The sequence below is a fragment of the Hwangdonia sp. genome, assembly GCF_048381975.1.
Classification (GTDB): Bacteria; Bacteroidota; Bacteroidia; order Flavobacteriales; family Flavobacteriaceae; genus Hwangdonia; species Hwangdonia seohaensis.
Genome location: NZ_JBLWYT010000003.1, coordinates 144,185 through 164,044 on the forward strand (window position 1 = coordinate 144,185; position 19,860 = coordinate 164,044).

16 protein-coding genes are annotated in these 19,860 nt (G+C 36.7%); 14 read left to right on the forward strand and 2 right to left on the reverse strand.

Features of this window, described 5'->3' with window-relative positions; all coding sequences use genetic code 11:
• Positions 1 to 29: 29 nt before the first annotated feature.
• Positions 30 to 1,136: a UDP-galactopyranose mutase gene (glf, locus tag ACN5J7_RS06825; RefSeq protein WP_418603320.1), complete on the forward strand. Its 1,107-nt coding sequence runs from the start codon at positions 30 to 32 to the stop codon at positions 1,134 to 1,136.
• 24 nt (positions 1,137 to 1,160) lie between these two features.
• Positions 1,161 to 1,931: a glycosyltransferase family 2 protein gene (locus ACN5J7_RS06830; RefSeq protein ID WP_418603321.1), complete on the forward strand. Its 771-nt coding sequence runs from the start codon at positions 1,161 to 1,163 to the stop codon at positions 1,929 to 1,931.
• Here ACN5J7_RS06830 and ACN5J7_RS06835 read toward each other — a convergent pair.
• Positions 1,909 to 2,670 carry a lipopolysaccharide kinase InaA family protein gene (locus ACN5J7_RS06835; protein WP_418603322.1) on the reverse strand — a complete coding sequence of 254 codons (762 nt, stop codon included), beginning with the start codon at positions 2,668 to 2,670 and terminating at the stop codon, positions 1,909 to 1,911. The genes ACN5J7_RS06830 and ACN5J7_RS06835 overlap by 23 nt on opposite strands.
• 83 nt (positions 2,671 to 2,753) lie before the next feature.
• Here ACN5J7_RS06835 and ACN5J7_RS06840 point away from each other — a divergent pair, with 83 nt between their 5' ends.
• The 8 genes from ACN5J7_RS06840 to ACN5J7_RS06875 are packed head-to-tail and all read left to right on the forward strand — an operon-like array spanning position 2,754 to position 9,036.
• Complete coding sequence (locus ACN5J7_RS06840; protein ID WP_418603323.1) at positions 2,754 to 3,830, forward strand: glycosyltransferase family 4 protein; 1,077 nt, start codon at positions 2,754 to 2,756, stop codon at positions 3,828 to 3,830.
• Positions 3,831 to 3,868: 38 nt separating this feature from the next.
• Positions 3,869 to 4,540 carry a class I SAM-dependent methyltransferase gene (locus ACN5J7_RS06845; RefSeq protein ID WP_418603324.1) on the forward strand — a complete coding sequence of 224 codons (672 nt, stop codon included), beginning with the start codon at positions 3,869 to 3,871 and terminating at the stop codon, positions 4,538 to 4,540.
• A gap of 8 nt (positions 4,541 to 4,548) precedes the next feature.
• Positions 4,549 to 5,109, forward strand: a complete 561-nt coding sequence (locus ACN5J7_RS06850; RefSeq protein ID WP_418603325.1) for an L-threonylcarbamoyladenylate synthase — start codon at positions 4,549 to 4,551, stop codon at positions 5,107 to 5,109.
• Positions 5,110 to 5,136: 27 nt separating this feature from the next.
• On the forward strand, positions 5,137 to 5,511 hold the full coding sequence (locus ACN5J7_RS06855; RefSeq protein ID WP_418603326.1) for a GxxExxY protein: 375 nt from the start codon (positions 5,137 to 5,139) through the stop codon (positions 5,509 to 5,511).
• Positions 5,512 to 5,541: 30 nt separating this feature from the next.
• On the forward strand, positions 5,542 to 6,957 hold the full coding sequence (locus ACN5J7_RS06860) for an HD domain-containing protein (protein ID WP_418603327.1): 1,416 nt from the start codon (positions 5,542 to 5,544) through the stop codon (positions 6,955 to 6,957).
• A 2-nt stretch (positions 6,958 to 6,959) separates the two neighbouring features.
• A complete protein-coding gene (locus ACN5J7_RS06865) occupies positions 6,960 to 7,415 on the forward strand; it encodes a GNAT family N-acetyltransferase (protein WP_418603328.1) in 456 nt (151 codons plus the stop codon).
• A gap of 56 nt (positions 7,416 to 7,471) precedes the next feature.
• Positions 7,472 to 8,485 (forward strand): COX15/CtaA family protein, encoded by a 1,014-nt coding sequence (locus ACN5J7_RS06870; protein ID WP_418603329.1) that lies wholly within the window; start codon positions 7,472 to 7,474, stop codon positions 8,483 to 8,485.
• 38 nt (positions 8,486 to 8,523) lie between these two features.
• Positions 8,524 to 9,036, forward strand: coding sequence for an IS1096 element passenger TnpR family protein (locus ACN5J7_RS06875; RefSeq protein ID WP_418603330.1), 513 nt, complete (start codon positions 8,524 to 8,526; stop codon positions 9,034 to 9,036).
• Here ACN5J7_RS06875 and ACN5J7_RS06880 read toward each other — a convergent pair.
• Positions 9,033 to 10,097: a hypothetical protein gene (locus tag ACN5J7_RS06880; protein WP_311940319.1), complete on the reverse strand. Its 1,065-nt coding sequence runs from the start codon at positions 10,095 to 10,097 to the stop codon at positions 9,033 to 9,035. The two genes, ACN5J7_RS06875 and ACN5J7_RS06880, sit on opposite strands and share 4 nt — an antisense overlap.
• 123 nt (positions 10,098 to 10,220) lie before the next feature.
• Here ACN5J7_RS06880 and ACN5J7_RS06885 point away from each other — a divergent pair, with 123 nt between their 5' ends.
• The 4 genes from ACN5J7_RS06885 (at position 10,221) to ACN5J7_RS06900 (ending at position 19,737) form a co-directional block, all read left to right on the forward strand.
• Positions 10,221 to 11,117, forward strand: a complete 897-nt coding sequence (locus ACN5J7_RS06885) for an ABC transporter ATP-binding protein (protein WP_418603331.1) — start codon at positions 10,221 to 10,223, stop codon at positions 11,115 to 11,117.
• 32 nt (positions 11,118 to 11,149) lie between these two features.
• On the forward strand, positions 11,150 to 11,974 hold the full coding sequence (locus ACN5J7_RS06890) for an ABC transporter permease (protein ID WP_311940315.1): 825 nt from the start codon (positions 11,150 to 11,152) through the stop codon (positions 11,972 to 11,974).
• 28 nt (positions 11,975 to 12,002) lie between these two features.
• Positions 12,003 to 14,711, forward strand: coding sequence for a T9SS type B sorting domain-containing protein (locus ACN5J7_RS06895; RefSeq protein ID WP_418603332.1), 2,709 nt, complete (start codon positions 12,003 to 12,005; stop codon positions 14,709 to 14,711).
• Positions 14,712 to 14,850: 139 nt separating this feature from the next.
• Complete coding sequence (locus ACN5J7_RS06900; protein ID WP_418603333.1) at positions 14,851 to 19,737, forward strand: choice-of-anchor L domain-containing protein; 4,887 nt, start codon at positions 14,851 to 14,853, stop codon at positions 19,735 to 19,737.
• Positions 19,738 to 19,860: the final 123 nt, after the last annotated feature.

The window sequence follows — 19,860 nt, forward strand, 5'->3', positions numbered from 1 at the left end:
TATTCTAGTTTTGTTAAAAATATAAAAGTATGCAAAAGTATGATTATTTAATTGTTGGTGCCGGATTATTTGGTTGCGTATTTGCATACGAAGCCAACAAAGCTGGAAAAAAATGCTTGGTTATCGATAAAAGAAACCATGTGGGAGGCAATGTGTACTGCGAAAATGTGGACGGTATTAACGTACATAAATACGGCGCCCATATTTTTCATACCAACGATAAACAGATTTGGGATTATGTAAACCAATTTGCGGAATTTAATAATTATGTGAATTCCCCCGTTTCAATTTCTAAAGGAAAACTGTACAATTTGCCTTTTAACATGAACACCTTTTACCAGTTATGGGGCACAAAAACACCCGAGGAAGCTAAAAAAATTATAGAAAGCCAGATAAAAGAATACGGTTTTGAAAATCCGAAAAACCTAGAAGAGCAAGCCTTATCTTTAATAGGAAAAGACGTTTACGAAACGCTGATAAAAGAATACACCGAAAAGCAATGGGGCAAAAAAGCAACTGAACTTCCTGCCTTTATTATTAAGCGATTACCCGTGCGTTATACCTTTAACAACAACTATTTTAACGATAAATACCAAGGCATTCCCATAGGTGGTTACAACAAAATTATTGATGGTTTATTGGAAGGTATTGAAACAAAAACCAATGTTGATTTTTTTGAAAATAAAGAAGCATTAAGCAAATTAGCTTCAAAAATTGTGTACACCGGAAAAATAGACGAATTCTATGATTATAAGTTCGGGAATTTAGAATACCGCTCGCTGCGCTTTGAAAACACGCGTTTGGAAAAAGAAAACCACCAAGGCAATGCCGTAGTAAATTATAACGATGGCGATATTCCGTACACCCGAATTATCGAGCATAAACATTTCGAGTTTGGGAAACAAAACCACACCGTTATAACCAAAGAATTCCCCGAGCAATGGACAAAAGAAAAAGAGGCATACTACCCTATTAATAACGACAACAATCAAAACAAATATCAGCAATACAAAGCATTATCTTCTCAAGAAGATAACATTATTTTTGGTGGCAGACTTGCTGAATATAAGTATTACGATATGCATCAAATAATAGCTTCGGCTTTGCAAAAAGTAAAAAAGGAACTCAATAAATAATGCTTTTAAATCATTACTTCTAAATTGAAGAATTCTAACAAAATATCAGCCTCACTCATCACTTATAACGAAATCAATCACATTGAAGCCGTTATAAACAATATTAGTTTCGCTGACGAAATTATAGTTGTAGATTCCATTAGCACAGACGGAACGCTTGAAAAGCTATCTGAATCTAAACACGTTACCACCATAAAACGCAAATTTAAAAACTTTGCAGACCAAAGGAATTTTGCCTTGCAACAGGCCACTCACGATTGGGTTTTGTTTATTGATGCCGATGAACGCTTAACCGATAAATTAAAAACCGAAATTATTACTACAGTAAACAATCCAACCGATGTTGCGGCATTTATGGTTAAACGTTTGTATTATTTTAAGAAAAAAAGAATCCGTTTTAGCGGCTTTCAAACCGATACCACTTACCGGTTATTCAAAAGGAACAAGGTTAAATATATTGAAGACAAAATAGTACACGAAATGCCACAAATTGATGGTAAAAGCGGTATTTTAAAACACAATATGCTGCATTATTGCTTTGATAGTGCTGCCCATTATAAAGCAAAAATGGAGCACTATGCAAGCCTAAAAGCCTTAGAGCTTTTTAAAAAAGGCAAAAAAGCCAACGCTTTCCATTTTATATTTAGGCCATTTTACAAGTTTGTGGTAAACTATATTTTTAGGCTCGGTATTTTAGATGGAAAAGCTGGTTTTCAAATTTGTTATTTAAGTGCTTATGGTGTTTATTACCGCTATAAAGAACTTCAAAAACTCAATAGGTCTTCCAAAATTTAAGTTTCTTTTTTAAGCGTCTTTTTCGGTGGTATTTTTCTTGAAAAGCTTCGGTTTCCTGCCACATTAAATTAAAAATGGTCTCGTAGTTTTCTCCAGAACATTTAGCATATTCATCACTCATCACTTCAACCATCGATTTATGAATGGTCAATTTAGAAAAGTTTTTAATCCGCGTTTCAAAATCCAAATCCTTAAACTCCATGCGGTTTAAATCCACCAAATAAAAATCGTAACCTTTTTCGGTTTTTTTAATTAACGTATTTCCTGGGGAATGATCTAAAAAATGCACCCCATTTTCGTGCAAATCGAATGTAAATCGTGTAAAGGCCCTGAGAATGGCATCGTAATTTGGAATGTTAAAATCGGTTGTTAATTCCCGGTACGTATAATCGCAATCAATCTGCTCGCTTATATAATAGCTTTTTTTGAATAAAAAAGGAGTTTTAAATTCGTAATACGCCACAGGGTACGGAGTGCCGATGTTTAAATCTTTCAGCGTATTGGCGTATTCAAATGAGCGTTGCGCTTTGCTTTTTCTAAAAAAACGATACGCGATTTGATTGATTAAATGCGGTTCTTTAAACGATTTAACGTTAATCGTTTCATCACCCAATTGAAATAATTTGAGTGAATTTCTTTCTTGATTGCCAAAATCTTCACCAAGCACATCAAAATTTTCGATGAAATTATCGAGCTCGCTTTCAAAGGGTTTGTATAATTTATGAAACACTTTATTCATGCCACAATATTACGATTAGTTTTTCTTTTAAAAAATCCAAAGCATTTCATATTATATTTGTTTTTCTTTGTAAAAAACACGGCATGCAGCATATTTTTTTAGAATCACACAACATAAAGAACCAACATTTTGGCTTTGGCCAGTTTAATTATCATTTAATAAAAGGGCTATATAATGCAAATATCGAGGGCTTTAAAATTACGCTTCACGCCAAAGACACCCATGTTTTAAAGGAAGAATTCGGCACATATTTTAACTATAAAAAATACTATTCGTTACGACGGCACAAAGCTTTTAGAATAAGGAAAAAATACGATTTATGGCATTGTTTAAATCAGAATATTAAAATTGAACCCCATTACGATATGCCGTATTTGTTAACGGTGCACGATGTTAATTTTATTGATGAAGTTTCAAGCGATTTAAACCACGAAAGAAACATAAAATTCCAAAACAAACTCAACCGAAGCACTGCCATTACGTACATTTCGGACTATGCTAAACAATCTACCCATCAATATTTTAAGGTGCCAAATGTACCGGAATTCGTTATTTATAACGGCAACCCGATTATCGATATTGAAATTCCCGAAAACCATAAACCGAAATTAACTTCTAAAAAACCATATCTATTTAGCATTGGCGAATTTACCGAACGTAAAAACTTTCATACTTTGGTTGAAATGTTAGCGCTTTTGCCGGAATACAATTTAATCCTTTCGGGCAACAACAATACGGGGTATGCCAGTGCCACATTGCAAAACACCATTAAAAAGTTAAAACTGGAAAGCCGCGTTATCATCACCGGAAAAATATCCGAATTGGATAAGCAATATTACATGCAAAACTGCGAAGGGTTTGTGTTTCCGTCGTTGCGCGAAGGTTTTGGTATTCCGCCCATTGAAGCCATGCGTTTTGGGAAACCCGTTTTTCTATCAAACAACACGTCGTTACCCGAAATTGGCGGCGAACACGCTTTTTATTGGAATCATTTCGAATCCACTTACATGGCCAAAGTTTTAAAAGACGGTTTAAATACGTTCAACAAAAACAAAACCAAATTCTCCCAAAATTACGTAAAACACGCCAAAAGCTTTAATTGGAATAACGCCGCAAAACAATATATTGAAGTTTATAAAAGCATTTTATTTAAAAAGTAAATCCTAAATTTGCTGCCTAACCATTAAAAAAACCTATAATGATTTTTAAAATAATTATTGCAGTTATCCTATTGGCAGTCTTGATGCACTATGCCATAAAATTCGCAAAACACAAATCATTATATCCGTTTATGCCTTTTAAATATAATTTTAGAAGACGAAGAATAACTTTTGCAAAAACACTTAAATTACTGGACGAAAGAAAAGTTAAAACCATTATTGAAACCGGCACTTCCAGAGAAGGGTTGAATAACACCAAAGGTGATGGCGGAGCGACCATAGTTTTTGGAAAATGGGCACAGCAAAACCATGCCAAAATGCACTCTGTTGATATTAGCGAAGATTCGGTAAAAGGCTCGCAAAGCGAAGTTGACAACCAAAATTTAAACGATACGGTTACGGTGCATTTAAACGATTCGTTAGCGTTTCTTAAAACCTTCGATGACCCCGTAGATTTCTTGTATTTAGATAGTTACGACTATTCAAAAACCGATACGGAGATTCAAATGAAAAGTCAGGAACATCACTTAAAAGAATTTAAAACCATCGAAGATAAATTGCATAAAGATTCCATAGTACTTATCGACGATTGCGGGTTACCGGGCGGCGGAAAAGGCAAAACCGTAATCGCCTATATGCTTGAAAAAAACTGGAAAATTTTAATTGATGCCTATCAAGTTTTATTGGTAAAAAAAGAAAGTCTTTCATAATTTTTTTGATGAATACCGAGATTAAAAATGTACTCCAAGTCTTAAAAAATGGTGGACTTATACTCTATCCAACCGATACCGTTTGGGGTATTGGCTGTGATGCCACAAACCCTGAAGCGGTTAAAAAGGTTTACAAACTAAAACAGCGTGAGGACAGCAAAGCTTTAATTTGTTTGGTTGCCGACGACAGAATGCTGAAAAAATACGTAAAAAAAATACCCGAAGCCGCATATAGCATCATCGATATTTCTGAAAAACCCATCACAATCATTTATGATGAAGCACAACATTTGGCTTTAAATTTAATTGCAGACGATGGCACGATAGCCATCCGTATTCCCAACGATGATTTTTGCTATCAACTATCAAGAAAACTTAATGGCGCCATTGTTTCAACCTCGGCAAATGTTAGCGGACAACCAACGCCTAAATCATTTAAAGAAATAGCGCCTGCCATTTTAAAAGGTGTGGACTATGTTGTAAATTTGCATCACGAAAAAATCTGCGACAAACCTTCTTCAATTATTAAATTGAGCAATAGCGGGATTGTTAAGGTGATTCGGGAATAAAAAATAGCCACTAATACACGAATATTTATGTCTAAAATTATTTATAAGGATGAAAGCTACGCTATTGTTGGGGCTTTATTTGAAGTTTATAATAATTTGGGAAGTGGTTTTTCAGAAATTGTTTACAAAGATGCTATCGAATACGAACTAAGAAGCTTGAATATTCCATTTCAAAGAGAAAAAGAATTTGGCGTTGCGTATAAAGATGCGTTGTTAAAACATAAATTTTATACAGATTTTGTAGTTTTTGATAAAATTATTTTAAAAATAAAATCGACCGAAAACCTGCACGATAAGCATACTGCCCAATGTTTAAATTATTTAAAAGTATCGCAATGTAAACTCGCAATTTTAGCAAATTTTCACAAAGACTTATTAGACCACAAAAGAATTGTTTTATAAAACATTCGTGAATTCGTGGCAGCAAAAAAAATGAATTATAAAACCGCACTCAAGCATTCCATTTTTAAGATCATATCCCAATCTGCTAAAACATTAAAATTAGACAGCTATGTTATTGGTGGTTTTGTACGCGACTATATTTTAAAGCGTGGCACTGCCAAAGACATTGATATTGTGGCCATTGGCAGCGGGATTGAACTCGCTAAACAAGTCGCCAAAAATTTACCCAATAAACCCAAGGTTCAAATCTTTAAAACCTACGGAACGGCGATGCTTCGGTACGATGATATTGAAATAGAATTTGTTGGTGCTCGCAAAGAATCATATAACGAAAACAGCCGAAATCCTATAGTGGAAAATGGTTCTTTACAAGACGACCAAAATCGACGGGATTTTACAATTAATGCACTGGCTCTAGATTTAAGCGAAGATAAATTTGGCGATTTACTCGATCCGTTTAACGGCATTGAAGATTTAAAAAATCAAATTATAAAAACGCCGTTAAATCCCGATATTACTTATAGCGACGACCCGCTACGCATGATGCGCGCCATACGTTTTGCCACACAGCTCGATTTTAAAATTGAAGAAGATTCATTAAAATCCATTAGCAAAAACTGCGATCGGATTAAAATTATAACCAACGAACGGATTGTTGTCGAACTTCATAAAATTTTGGAAAGCGAAACGCCGTCAATAGGGTTTTTACTATTGGACAGAACGGGTTTGCTACAGCATATTCTGCCAGAACTTACGGCTTTAAAAGGCATTGACGAAATTGAAGGCCAACGCCATAAAGATAATTTTTACCACACTTTAGAAGTCGTTGACAATATTGCAAAACACACTGATAACCTGTGGTTGCGTTGGGCCGCTTTATTACACGATATTGGTAAAGCACCAACAAAAAAATTCAACAAAAAAGTAGGCTGGACGTTTCACGGGCACGAGTTTGAAGGCTCAAAAATGGTATATCGTTTATTCAAAAGATTAAAAATGCCATTAAATGACAAAATGAAATTTGTACAAAAAATGGTGTTTATGAGTTCCCGACCCATTGCCCTGGCGCAAGATGTTACAGATTCAGCCGTTCGCCGTTTGATTTTTGATGCTGGGGAATATATTGAAGATTTAATGACACTTTGTGAAGCCGATATTACCACGAAAAATCCAAAAAAGTTCAAAAAATATCACAATAACTTTAAAATAGTTCGAGAAAAAATAACAGAAGTTGAAGCGCGTGACCACGTTCGTAATTTTCAACCGCCCATTTCCGGAGAAGCGATTATGAAAGCCTTCAACCTAAAACCGTCACGCGAAATTGGCATGATAAAAGAAACCATAAAAGAAGCCATTTTAGAAGGCGATATTCCTAATGAATATGAAGCTGCGTATCAGCTCATGTTAAAGGAGGGGAAACGCTTGGGCTTAAAAGCATCAACGTAATAATGTTGCACATTGTTAGGACAAATTCGGATAACAAAGACTTTAAAGATTTAGTAAAACAACTAGATAATTACCTCGCTATTGTTGATGGTGAGGAGCATGATTTTTATAACCAATACAATAACATTGATGTATTAAAACACGTTGTAATGGCCTATTCGGATAAAACCCCTGTGGGTTGCGGTGCGTTTAAGGAATTTGATAAAAACAGTGTAGAAATCAAGCGTATGTACACCAATCCAAAATACCGAGGCCAAGGCGTGGCTTCAAAAATTTTAAACGCATTGGAAATTTGGAGCCACGAATTGGGTTATAAATCTTGTGTTTTAGAAACCGGTATTCGTCAAGTGGAAGCGGTTGGGTTTTATAAGAAAAATAATTACGCCACCATTCCAAATTTCGAACCGTACAAAAATGTAGAAAACAGTTTATGTTTTAGGAAAGTTCTAAAAAAATAAGCTAACGATTTAAGTTTTAATTAATAATATTTCCGCGAAAGCGGGAATGACAGAAAATGAAGAAAGACAACAAAAAAGTTATTTACTGGCTACTTACGGGCTGTGTCCTCGTTTTTATAATGGTGGTAGTTGGTGGCATTACGAGGCTTACCGATTCGGGATTGTCCATATCAAATTACAAATTAATAACAGGCACCATTCCGCCATTAAACGATACCGAGTGGCAAGAGGCCTTCGAGCTGTACCAACAATATCCCGAGTATCAAAAACTACATTCGCATTTCACCATTGATGATTTTAAAAGTATTTATTTCTGGGAATGGCTGCACCGTGTTATTGGCAGGCTTATAGGTTTGGTGTTTATCATTCCGTTTTTATACTTTCTTGCAACCAAACAGCTCACCAAAAAAACGATTAAAAAATGTCTGATTTTATTGGTGCTTGGTGGCTTTCAAGGTTTTTTGGGTTGGTATATGGTTAAAAGCGGGTTGGTTGATAGGCCCGATGTAAGCCATTACCGTTTAGCGGCGCATTTAACCACAGCATTCCTCACGTTTGCGGCCACACTTTGGGTGGCTTTGGATTTAATTTACCCAAACAAAAAACCAATAAACACCAAATTTAGAAATCTTATTATCGTAAGCTATTTAATCCTAATTGTTCAGATAATTTATGGTGCATTTGTAGCTGGCCTAAAGGCTGGATTGCTCCATAACCACTGGCCTTTAATGAATGAAAATGAATTTATGCATCACACGGTGTATATCCTTGAACCCTTCTATAAAAACCTAATTGAAAACCCAAGTGGCATTCAATTTATTCACCGAACTTTAGCATATATCGTAGTCATTTCGATTGTAATTTTATGGTTTAAAGCCCGAAAACTAACGCTTACGAATCTGCAGAAAAAAAGTGTAGATGCCTTGCTTATTTTGGTTGGTTTCCAATTTTTATTGGGTGTATTTACAATTATTTATGCGGTGCCATTATGGTTAGGTGTGGCGCATCAAATGGGTGCTTTTTTCTTATTAAGTGCCATGACATTTACCTTGCACCGTTTTAGTAAATAGCACAAAAAGACTTATCTTTGCAGCAATAATTTTTCAGAATGATTTACAGATTTAGAATTATACTTGATAACGATACCGAAGAGGATGTTTTTCGCGATGTAGAAATCCGGGAAACCGATACGCTTGAGGATTTGCACAACATCATCACGCAGTCTTTTGGGTTTGATGGTTCTGAAATGGCATCGTTCTATTTGAGCAACGATCAATGGGATCAAGGTGAGGAAATTTCGTTGTTCGATTTAAGCGACGATAATTCTGCACGTTTAATGAACGAAACGTCTTTGGATAGTGTGGTGCACGAAGCACAAACCAAACTAATTTACGTTTACGACTTTTTAAGCATGTGGACCTTTTATGTTGAGCTCGCTGAAATTGTTGAGGAAGAGGAAGGTTATGACTACCCCAACCTTATGTTTGTACAAGGTCAAGTACCGGATAACGCTCCAGAAAAATTATTTGAAGCCGATGACGATGACACCTTTAATGAATTTGAAGACGAGTTGGATATTGACGACTACGACAATCTGGATTTTGATGAAAACTGGAATTAAGCTTTAAGCCTTTTAAGGTTGACATCTTCATAATTTCTTACCAAAAACTCAAGTGCCGCTTTAAGAATTTGCCCCATATTATTACAACGTTTAAAGTTTACGTCTTGGGTATACTCAAATATTTTCATTTTAAGCAAATCTATGTTGGCATCTTTGGATATGGAATCGTTAAGCATACATGACATAAGCTCATCTATCCTACCGTGAAAGCTTTTTAACCGTTTTACAAGCGTAGAGCGTTCTTCAATTTTATATTGGTCTATCGAAAATTTCTGGAAACTATTGGCTACCAATTCAACCATTTCAAAATTTTCCTTAAAAAACTGGGGCCTGTAAATATTAAACTTGCCTTCGTAACATTGTTGGTCAAAATCTATGGGTCTTATTTTGTACACCACATGGTCAAAATCGTGGGTGGGCACAATTACGTAATTGTAAGAGCGCATATCGCCCAAAAGCCTAATCATACAGCGTTCGTTAAACTTGACAAACTCTTTGGCGATTTGAGATTTTTCAGATTTAGAACAATTTGGAAGCATCTTTTTTATAAACTCATCACCCGGAATTCCTGCAATGTGCTCCTCTATCAAGGTATTATTGTACACCAAAAAATTCAAGTTATAAGGCGATAGCATGTGCTCCAGTTCAAGCCCGTAAACACGCGATGCATCGGCAGTTTTCACATAAAAATAGGTGTAATTGTCATTTAAAATATTTCTGATTTTTATTCTAAATGGTTTCGAGTTTCCAAAGGTGCAGTAATCAATGGCATCAACATTTAAAAACGGAATGGTGCTTTCGTTACCATCAGAATGTAAAATGGTGTACACTTTTTTTAAAGACAAATCTATCTCTTCGCGCTCGTAATCGTTATAATAAACCCGTATCCACAACGTATCGTTATCATCTTTATCATAAACCACTACCGAACCTTGAAATCGCAATAAATCATCATAAAAGATAGGAATTTCAATATTTCTGTTGTATTCAGAAAGATAGTCGTTCAACTGATCCGATATTGGGAACGATGGCTTTTTTTTAGATATTTTTAAATCTTGCATACATATATAAAATTATTCAAAGTTAAAGCTTTTATTGATAATCGTGTAACAAAACAAGTTGAGCATCGTCATACTTTAATAACTAACCGTGTTGATATTAATTCAGCATAAAAACCACACATATTGGAACCAATACTTACAATTAATAATCTTACCAAAAAATTTGGGTATTTAACCGCTGTAAAAGATTTGTCGTTTACCATTAACAAAGGTAACGTTTATGGCATTTTAGGACCAAACGGAAGCGGAAAATCCACAACCTTAGGCATTGTTTTAAATGTTGTTAATAAAACACATGGCGATTTTAAATGGTTTGACGGGCAAACAACCACACACGATGCCTTAAAAAAAGTTGGTGCCATAATTGAGCGACCAAACTTTTACCCATATATGACGGCGACACAGAATTTAAAACTGGTTTGCAAAATTAAAGGCGTTGATTATAGTAAAGTTGAAGAAAAGCTTGAAATTGTTGGCTTGTTAGATAGAAAAGACAGTAAGTTTAGAACCTATTCTTTAGGGATGAAACAGCGTTTAGCTATTGCCTCGGCACTATTAAACGATCCGGAAATTTTAATTTTAGACGAACCTACAAATGGGTTGGACCCCCAAGGTATTCATCAAATTCGGGAAATCATTAAGCAAATTGCAGCCAAAGGCACCACCATTTTACTGGCATCGCATTTGTTGGATGAAGTTGAAAAAGTATGCTCGCACGTTGTGGTCTTGCGCAAAGGCGTAAAATTATATTCGGGTCGTGTTGACGAAATGATTTCAAGTCACGGTTTTTTTGAATTGAAATGTAACAAGCAAAAGGATTTGATAAAACTTTTGGAAAACAATGCTTCATTCAAATCGATTAAAGTAAAAGATGGATTGATAACCGCTTTTTTAAACGAACCGATGCTTTCTGAAGACTTTAATAAATACCTTTTTGAAAACGGTATTATACTCACCCATTTAGTACAGCGTAAAGAGAGTTTAGAAGAACAATTTTTACAATTAACAGACAATAAATAAAACTAAATCCAACCAAAATACAAACTAACTTTATGTTACGTCTTTTAAACTTAGAATTACAAAAACTACTACTTAACAGAACCAGTAAAATACTCATATTCGTATCGTTCATTCTGCCTTTCTTTGTTATATTATTATCATCATTAAGGATAAATGTATTCGGTTTTTTTACATTGGAATTGGGTGAATTGGGCATTTTCAACTTCCCGATTATCTGGCATTTAACCACCTTTTTCGCATCGCAATTCAAATTCTTTTTTGCCATTGTGGTTGTAAGTATGATTGGAAACGAATACAGCAACAAAACCATCAAACAAAACTTAATTGACGGGTTAAGTAAAAAGGAATTTATCCTATCAAAATTCTACACCATTATTTTCTTTTCGTTTGTTTCTACGGTATTAATAAGTTTTATTTCGCTGTGCATAGGTTTGTACTATTCCAGCTATACCGAAGCTTCCATTGTGCTCAGGGAAACCGAGTTTATACTCGCCTATTTTGTTAAGCTTATTGCCTTTTTTAGTTTGTGTTTGTTTTTTGGGATGCTCGTAAAACGATCTGCCTTTGCATTGGCCTTTTTATTCATTTTATATATTTTAGAATGGATTGTATTTGGATTAATCGTTTGGAAATTTGATGCTAATATTGCAGAAAGGATTCAAAACTTCTTTCCGTTAAAATCCATGTATAAATTAATCGACCAACCATTCCAACGTATAGCCATGACTAAGTTTCCAGACAAAGGAGAATTAGCTTATGACTATGCTGTACATTGGCACGAATTTGCCATTGTAATAGGTTGGACTGCTCTATTTATCTTTTTATCGTACAGATTATTAAAAAAGCGAGATTTATAATACCTTTGGTGGCATTCGCTACTGAAAGATGAAAAAAATTGCCATATTCTTAATAAGCTGTTTAATCGGTTTAAATGGTTTTGCCCAAAGTGAAGCCGCCAATTGGTACTTTGGCTTTGGTGGTGGCATAAAATTTAACCAAGTCAACAATTCTGTGACCTCAGTAAGTGATGGGCAATTATTTACAAACGAAGGTTGTGCATCCATTTCAGACAGTTCTGGGAATTTGTTGTTTTATACAGATGGCACTCGCGTTTGGAATAAAAACCATGCCACCATGTTGAACGGCTTGGGCTTGTATGGCGATTCGTCCAGTACACAATCTGCTATTATTGTACCTAAACCAGACGATGACAATATTTATTACATTTTCACAGTTGATAATGGTCTTGACGGAAATGATTTCGGTTTGAACTATTCGCAAGTCGACATGACTTTAGATGGTGGACTAGGTGCAGTTACCACTAAAAACACAAATTTACTTCAGCGTTGTTCCGAAAAAATTACGGCGGTTTTAAAGGATTGCATTACCAAATCCATTTGGGTGCTTACCCTAGCATCAGAAAATGGCGATGCAGATATTTTTAACACCTTTCACGCTTTTGAAGTTAACAATTTAGGGGTTAACACCACATCGGTCGCTTCAACATTTAGTCTTTTTGTTTCAGATGCACGAGGCTATTTAAAACTCTCGCCCGATGGCGAAAAAGTGGCATGTGCCAATGTTAGGGATGGACTGTATTTATATGATTTTGATGCCGCCACAGGTGTTGTAAGCAATCAATTGCAACTTAATTTACCATCTGTTAATTATGCGAGTTATGGTGTAGAATTTTCACCAAACAGTCAGTTGCTTTATGTGCATTCGTATAACAATTTTTTCGATTTTGAAACGCCGGCCAACAATAATATCCCATCAAATCACACCTCATCATTACTCCAATACAATCTTCTAGCATCAAATATTTCTACATCTTCATTTGTTATAGATGATCGAGAATTATATAGAGGTGGTTTGCAACTTGGTCCAAACGGTAAAATTTACAGAGCTTTAAGCGCAACTTACAACGATGGCTTACCTTATCTTGGGGTAATCAATAATCCGAACGGTGTTGGTTTTAGTGCGAACTATAGCCACAACGCCATTAGTGTTTCACCAAATAATTCGTCACAAGGGTTGCCTCCTTTTATAGCTTCTTTTTTTAATGAAAAAATAGACATTATTAAAAACGGCAGGAATTCCATAAACCTTGCGCTTTGTATCAATGATACGTATACTTTAACGGCCGACCAAATAACTGGTGCTACCTATAGTTGGACACGTGATGGAAATCCTTTGACTGAAAGTGATTATGATTTAGTGGTTACTCAAAATGGGCATTACGAAGTTTATATTGATCCCAATAACGGTGACTGCGCTATTGAAGGTGAAGCCTTTGTGGTTTTTAATCCTAACCCCGAAGCCTTCAACCACACCCTGTTGCAGTGCGACGAGGATGGCACTGCCGATGGGCTTACGCTGTTCAACCTCAACCAAGCTAATGCGGTTTTAACCAACAACGTCTCCGGACTTTCAACCAGGTTTTATACCGATGCGGCGAGGACCGCCCAAGTTGACGGCAACGCCTTTACCAACACAAGCAATCCGCAAACCATATACGTGGACGTGGTCAACGATGCAACGGGCTGCTTTTCGCCATCGGAACTGACCCTGAATGTAAGCGTCACCGATTCCGGCGATACCCAGCTTATTGCCTGTGATGACGATGGTGCTGAAGACGGTTTTTTCAACTTTAACCTGAGCGATGCCGATAGCGCTATTGTGAGCGGGCTTCCAACCGGCTTGACCATTGCCTACTACGAAACCTATGATGATGCTTTACTTGAAACAAACAACCTGGGCACATCGTTCACCAATACAAATCCGTACTCACAAATTATTTATGCGCGGGTTGAAAACGCCAACAACTGCTACGGCATAAGCGAAGTGGCCCTGACCGTAAACGAGCTGCCCGATATTGAAACCGAAGCTTTGGCGTATTATTGCCTCAACTTTTTCCCGGACACCATCGCTTTGGACGCCGCTGTTATAAACGATTCGCCTTCAAACTATACCTACAGTTGGTCTACCGGGGAAAGCACCTATCAAATCAATGTAAATCAAGCGGGCACTTACAACGTTACGGTTACCAATGCCAATGGCTGCACCAAACAACGCACCATTGTCGTAGATCCTTCGAACATTGCCACTTTTGAAACCATTGAAGTGGTCGATGCCACCCAAAACAATACCATTACCGTTTTGGTTTCTGGCGAAGGGGTTTACGAGTACCGATTGCTGGACGAGAACAATGTGGTGTACGCACCCTATCAGGAAAGCAATATGTTCGAAAACGTTTCACCGGGCATTTACACCCTAACCGTCCGCGACATTAAAAACAACTGTGGCACCGTGCAAGACCTGGTGTCGGTTATCGGGTTCCCCAAGTTTTTTACGCCCAATAACGACGGCGACAACGATACTTGGCAAGTTCAAGGGATTTCCGGCATGTTCCAGCCCAACACCAACATCCTCATCTTTAACAGGTTTGGCAAGTTGATAAAACAGTTGAACCCTTTGGGCGACGGTTGGGACGGACGCTTTAATGGCGAAAAACTGCCCGCCGACGATTACTGGTTTGCGGTCACCTTACAAGATGGAAGGATTTTTAAAAATCATTTTACACTAAAATATTAATTAATTAATCATGAAAACCAATTAAAATTGTATTTTATCGGTTATATTTTGCGCTTCATCTGAAAAAAGTCTATTTTTCATAATGAATTCAGTTTGCATATTCAATTGAGTTTTCCAAATAAAAAAGAAACCTACTGCTATGAAATTTGTTAACTACTTATTAGGACTACTTTTGCTTTGGGGTAGCTATGCGTTTTCGCAACAAATTTCTGTCGATGATTCTGTTGGTTTACAACAACTTATAGAAGACAACCTGGTACAAAATAGTTGTGTTGAAATTACTAATATTACCTCGTTTGTAAACGGAAGCGCCAGTGGTTTTTCAAGTTATGCACAATTTGACCGTGCAAGTTCCAACTTCCCTTTTCAAAATGGTATTATGCTTTCCACTGGTAATGCCACCTCTGGTGGAAATGGTGTAACTACACCAACACTTAGCGAAGGCTCATCCGTTTGGGGAACAGACCCGGATTTAGAAGCTGCTTTGGGGATTTCCAATACTCTGAATGCCACTTCCATCGAGTTTGATATTGTATCTATATCAAGTCAGCTTCAATTTAATTATTTATTGGCATCCGAAGAATATTTCGGCATTAACCCTTGTCAGCTTTCCGATGGTTTTGCGTTTTTAATTAAAGAAACCGGTAGCCCACTACCCTATCAAAATATCGCCTTAGTTCCTGGTACTTCAACACCGGTTAATACTAATACCATACATGATGAGATTTTTGGAGTTTGTCCAGCTCAAAACGACCAGTATTTTGATGGATACAACGTTGGTGACACCAATTATAATGGCAGAACCACCGTTTTAACAGCTCAAGCAACCATAACACCTTATGTTCAATATCATATAAAATTGGTAATTGCCGATCAAACCGATGGTTCTTTTGATTCAGCAGTTTTTATTGAAGGAAATAGTTTTAAAATTTTAGATTTGGGTGAAGATGTTTCCACATGTGCGCCTTCAGTAACCTTAGATGCCGATATAGACAATCCGCTCGCAACTTATGCTTGGTTTTTAGATAACAGCCCGTTAGCAACAACGCTCCCAACAATAAGCGCCACTCAAGATGGTACGTATAGAGTTGAAGTAACTGTAGATTTAAATGGTACTGCTTGTGTTGAAACCGACGAAATCGTAGTGATTTTAAATACCGAAGAGCCCATTAACCAGGTAACAGACTATATATTATGCGATGATATTAGTGGTGATGAAACTGAAGTATTTGATCTTAGCTCCAAAAACACCGAAGTCATTAATAATATTCCTTTTTCAAATTATGACTTCTCTTATCATTTATCCGATGCCGATGCCAGAAACAATGTAAATCCTGTTTCGGGTAATTTTTCCAATACCGTAAATCCACAAACCATTTATGTCCGTATTCAAGATAACGATTCGGGTTGCTATGGGTTTACTACATTTAATTTAATAGTAAATCCAGTACCAACCATAACTGACCCAACAGATTTAGAGGTATGCGATAGCGACACCCAACCCGATGGTTACACCGTTATAGATTTAACACAAAAGGATAACGAAATAACAGGGGGACAAAGCAATTTACTGGTAAGTTATCATTACAGTGCTGTTGACGCGGATAGCGGGGCAAACCCAATTCCCATACCTTATGTTAACACCAACACACCGACTGAAGTTGTTTATATAAGGGTTATAGACACGCAAACGGGTTGTGTAAATACCTCATCGTCTTTAACAATCAATATTACAACAAGCCCCATAGTAAACAGGGACACACAGTATTTGGACGCCTGTGATATGGACCATGATGGTAGTGCCGAATTCGATTTAACACAAGTCATCAACGATGTTTTAATGGGCTTGACCGGAGTAACCTTTACCTTTCATGAAACCTTACCCGATGCCCAAACGGGAGATAATCCCATTGCAGACGAAACCAATTACCAATATCAAAATGCTTTATTAGAACCTGGAAACGCGACGCTTTACATAAGAATTGTAGACGATGTTACGGGCTGTGCATCTATAGTCCCGCTCGAAGTTCATACCAATTTACTGCTTACAGGCACAGATACGGGCGATTTTGCCTTATGTGATACAAATGATGATGCCACCGATACTTTAGCATTTGACTTAACTACAGTTGCCCTTTATATTGCGGATGAATTACCTAATATTTTCGTTACGTTTTATGAAACCGAAACTGATAGGGACACCGATACAAACCCTTTGGATGATAGCATACTATATCCCGCGACCAGCCCCACAACCTTATATATCAAAATAGATGATACTGCCAGTGGTTGTTCTGATTTTTCAGAAATAACATTATTGGTAAACCCTGTTATATTATTCAATCCCGCAACACCATTACCGTATTGCGATACCGATGATGATGGTATTGTTAGCATCGATTTGGCATCTCTAGACGATATTGTAACCAACGGAAATACAGATTTTGAAGTAAGATACTACCCCACCAATACAGATGCCGAAAATAACACTAACCAGTTACCTCCGTTTTACACCAATACCGGTCCGATAGAAACCATTTTCGCACGCATTGAAAATATAAATACGGGCTGTAGCACCATCAACCCCTTTGATATTGAAATTTTTGTAGCGCCAGCTGCGACATCGCCAAGTCCAGAAGTGATTTGCGATAATGACAGCAACCCTGAAGATGGATTTTCAATCATCAATCTTGATGGTGCTATCTCTGAGGTTGTAGCGAACCCAACAGGACTTGACATCGATTTTTTCAATTCCTTTGATGATGCCGATAATAACGTCAACCCAATTACAAACACCACCAGTTATAATGCCAACACGCAAATCGTTTACATTCGGGTTGGAAATAACGATAGCCTGGGGTGTTATAATATTGTGGAATATGAAATTACCGTAAACACCACACCTGTAATTCCGGACATAACCCCATTTCAAATATGTAACGACGATGGCACGTTTACAGCAGATTTTTTATTGGTAGATAAAGATGCCGAAATTTTAAACGGTCAAACAGGGAAAGAAGTTTATTATTTTGAAGATGCGGCTTTTACAATTCCTATTGATAAAAATGTAGTGTACCAAAATACAAGTCCGTCGCAAACCATATATGTTCGTGTCGAGAATATTACCGATGCCACATGCTCTGCAACATCTTCGTTTACAATACAAGTATCGTCCGATCCTGTTTACAATGCGTTTAACCCGTATTTGATTTGTGATGACATTACCAACGACCAAATTCATGTTTTCGATTTATCAGAAAAGGTTACCGAAATATCCCAAGGCTCACCAGATAATCTTAATGTTACATTTCATTTAAACCGACAAGATGCCGAAGATAATCTGAACCCGCAACCACTGCAATATACCAATGTTTCAAATCCGCAATCGCTTTATGTAAGAATAGAAAATAGCGCATCGTTTTGTTATGTTGTTGAAGAATTGGGTATAAACATCATTGCATCGCCCGATTTAACGGATGCAACACCTTTTGAAAACTGCGATACCGATTACGATGGTTTTGTAAGCTTTAATTTAGAAGATGCCGATTTTCAAATTAATGACAGATTACAAAATAACCTCATCACCAATTACTTTGAAAATTTTTCAGACATTAATCAAAATGATGGTTTAGACAACAGCAACGAAATTACAGATCCAACAAATTACATGTCAGACACAAAAACGGTTTATATTAAGGTTGCCAATACCTTAACCGGTTGTTTTAGTGTTATTCCGCTGGATCTGGTTGTTGTTTCTCCTCCGCCAACCAATAATATTGGTACCATTGAAATTTGTGATAACGATACCGCCACGTTTAATTTAGCAACCGTAGATGCCCAAATTGTTAACGACCCAAGCGCTGTAAGCATTTCGTATCACGATAACCAAAATGATGCTGATAACGATCAAAACCCTATTGGGACCACGTTCAACTATACTGCTAGTAATCATATTATTTATGTAAGGGTTAACGATCCGTTGGTCAATTGTCCAATAACAGTGCCTTTCAACTTACAAATAAATGCAAATCCCATTGCAAATACATCTCCAGATTTGGTGGAATGTGATGATGATTATGATGGCTTTTTTGAATTTGATTTATCGGCAAGCGCCAGTGCAATAATTGGCTCACAAAATGCTTCAATACATACGGTTACGTATTATAGCGATGTTACAAATGCCGAAGCTGCTACAAATGCATTACCAAATTTGCACGCTGCTTTTGATGGTGAAGTTATTTTTGCTCGCATTCAAAACAACAATACAGGATGTTATGCCGTTTCGCAATTTGCAACTCGAATAAATCCAAATCCAATAATTCCCATTGATGATTTTGTGCCACTTTGTATAAACGACTTACCGTTGATTATTAGTGCAGATACCGGAAACCCAAACGACACCTATTTATGGTCTACTGGCGAAACGTCGACCGAAATTGTTTTAGATGATGTCACGGATATTGGCGATTATTGGGTAACCGTTACAACACCTTATATTATAGGTTCAGACTGCTCGTATACCAAAAACTTTACGGTTATTGAATCTGAAGATGCCACCATTAATTTTACAACTAAAGTTGATTTTGCAGACCCCAATAGTATAACTGTTGATGTTAGCGGTATTGGCGATTATGTGTTTATTTTAGATGATGGCGAACCACAAACATCAAATGTTTTTGAAAACGTAACTTTTGGTCTTCACATAGTAACTATACGCGATTTAAACGGTTGTAAAGACGTAACCACAGAGGTTGTTGTTGTAGATATCCCAAAATTTGTAACCCCAAATAACGATGGCACTTTCGATACCTGGCATATTGTTGGTGTACAGGAAATTCCAGGAACTGTAGTTTACATTTATAACCGACATGGCAAATTATTAAAAACACTCCCACACACTTCTGTTGGTTGGGACGGGACTTTTAACGGCCAGAATATGCCCTCGGACGATTATTGGTTTGTTGCAAAAATTATCCAAAACAACGAAGCTTTTGATATCAGGGGCCATTTTGCGTTAAAGCGATAAACATCTGTTTGAGCCCGTTAACTCAAATACGGTTCACTTCATCTTAAATTATTCAACCTTTGGCTTTTTTATAGTTTCAAATTAATTAAATACTATATTTTAGTTGCTCCTTTAATATAATGT

Excerpts from the sequence above, each read along its gene's own strand:
- ACN5J7_RS06870 (WP_418603329.1), top strand. The coding sequence starts at position 7,472 with ATGAAGAAAGACAACAAAAAAGTTATTTACTGGCTACTTACGGGCTGT.
- ACN5J7_RS06855 (WP_418603326.1), top strand. The coding sequence starts at position 5,137 with ATGTCTAAAATTATTTATAAGGATGAAAGCTACGCTATTGTTGGGGCT.
- ACN5J7_RS06845 (WP_418603324.1), top strand. The coding sequence starts at position 3,869 with ATGATTTTTAAAATAATTATTGCAGTTATCCTATTGGCAGTCTTGATG.
- ACN5J7_RS06875 (WP_418603330.1), top strand. The coding sequence starts at position 8,524 with ATGATTTACAGATTTAGAATTATACTTGATAACGATACCGAAGAGGAT.
- ACN5J7_RS06865 (WP_418603328.1), top strand. The coding sequence starts at position 6,960 with ATGTTGCACATTGTTAGGACAAATTCGGATAACAAAGACTTTAAAGAT.
- ACN5J7_RS06880 (WP_311940319.1), bottom strand. The coding sequence starts at position 10,097 with ATGCAAGATTTAAAAATATCTAAAAAAAAGCCATCGTTCCCAATATCG.
- ACN5J7_RS06895 (WP_418603332.1), top strand. The coding sequence starts at position 12,003 with ATGAAAAAAATTGCCATATTCTTAATAAGCTGTTTAATCGGTTTAAAT.
- ACN5J7_RS06840 (WP_418603323.1), top strand. The coding sequence starts at position 2,754 with ATGCAGCATATTTTTTTAGAATCACACAACATAAAGAACCAACATTTT.
- ACN5J7_RS06850 (WP_418603325.1), top strand. The coding sequence starts at position 4,549 with ATGAATACCGAGATTAAAAATGTACTCCAAGTCTTAAAAAATGGTGGA.
- ACN5J7_RS06835 (WP_418603322.1), bottom strand. The coding sequence starts at position 2,670 with ATGAATAAAGTGTTTCATAAATTATACAAACCCTTTGAAAGCGAGCTC.
- ACN5J7_RS06860 (WP_418603327.1), top strand. The coding sequence starts at position 5,542 with ATGAATTATAAAACCGCACTCAAGCATTCCATTTTTAAGATCATATCC.
- ACN5J7_RS06900 (WP_418603333.1), top strand. The coding sequence starts at position 14,851 with ATGAAATTTGTTAACTACTTATTAGGACTACTTTTGCTTTGGGGTAGC.
- ACN5J7_RS06890 (WP_311940315.1), top strand. The coding sequence starts at position 11,150 with ATGTTACGTCTTTTAAACTTAGAATTACAAAAACTACTACTTAACAGA.
- glf (WP_418603320.1), top strand. The coding sequence starts at position 30 with ATGCAAAAGTATGATTATTTAATTGTTGGTGCCGGATTATTTGGTTGC.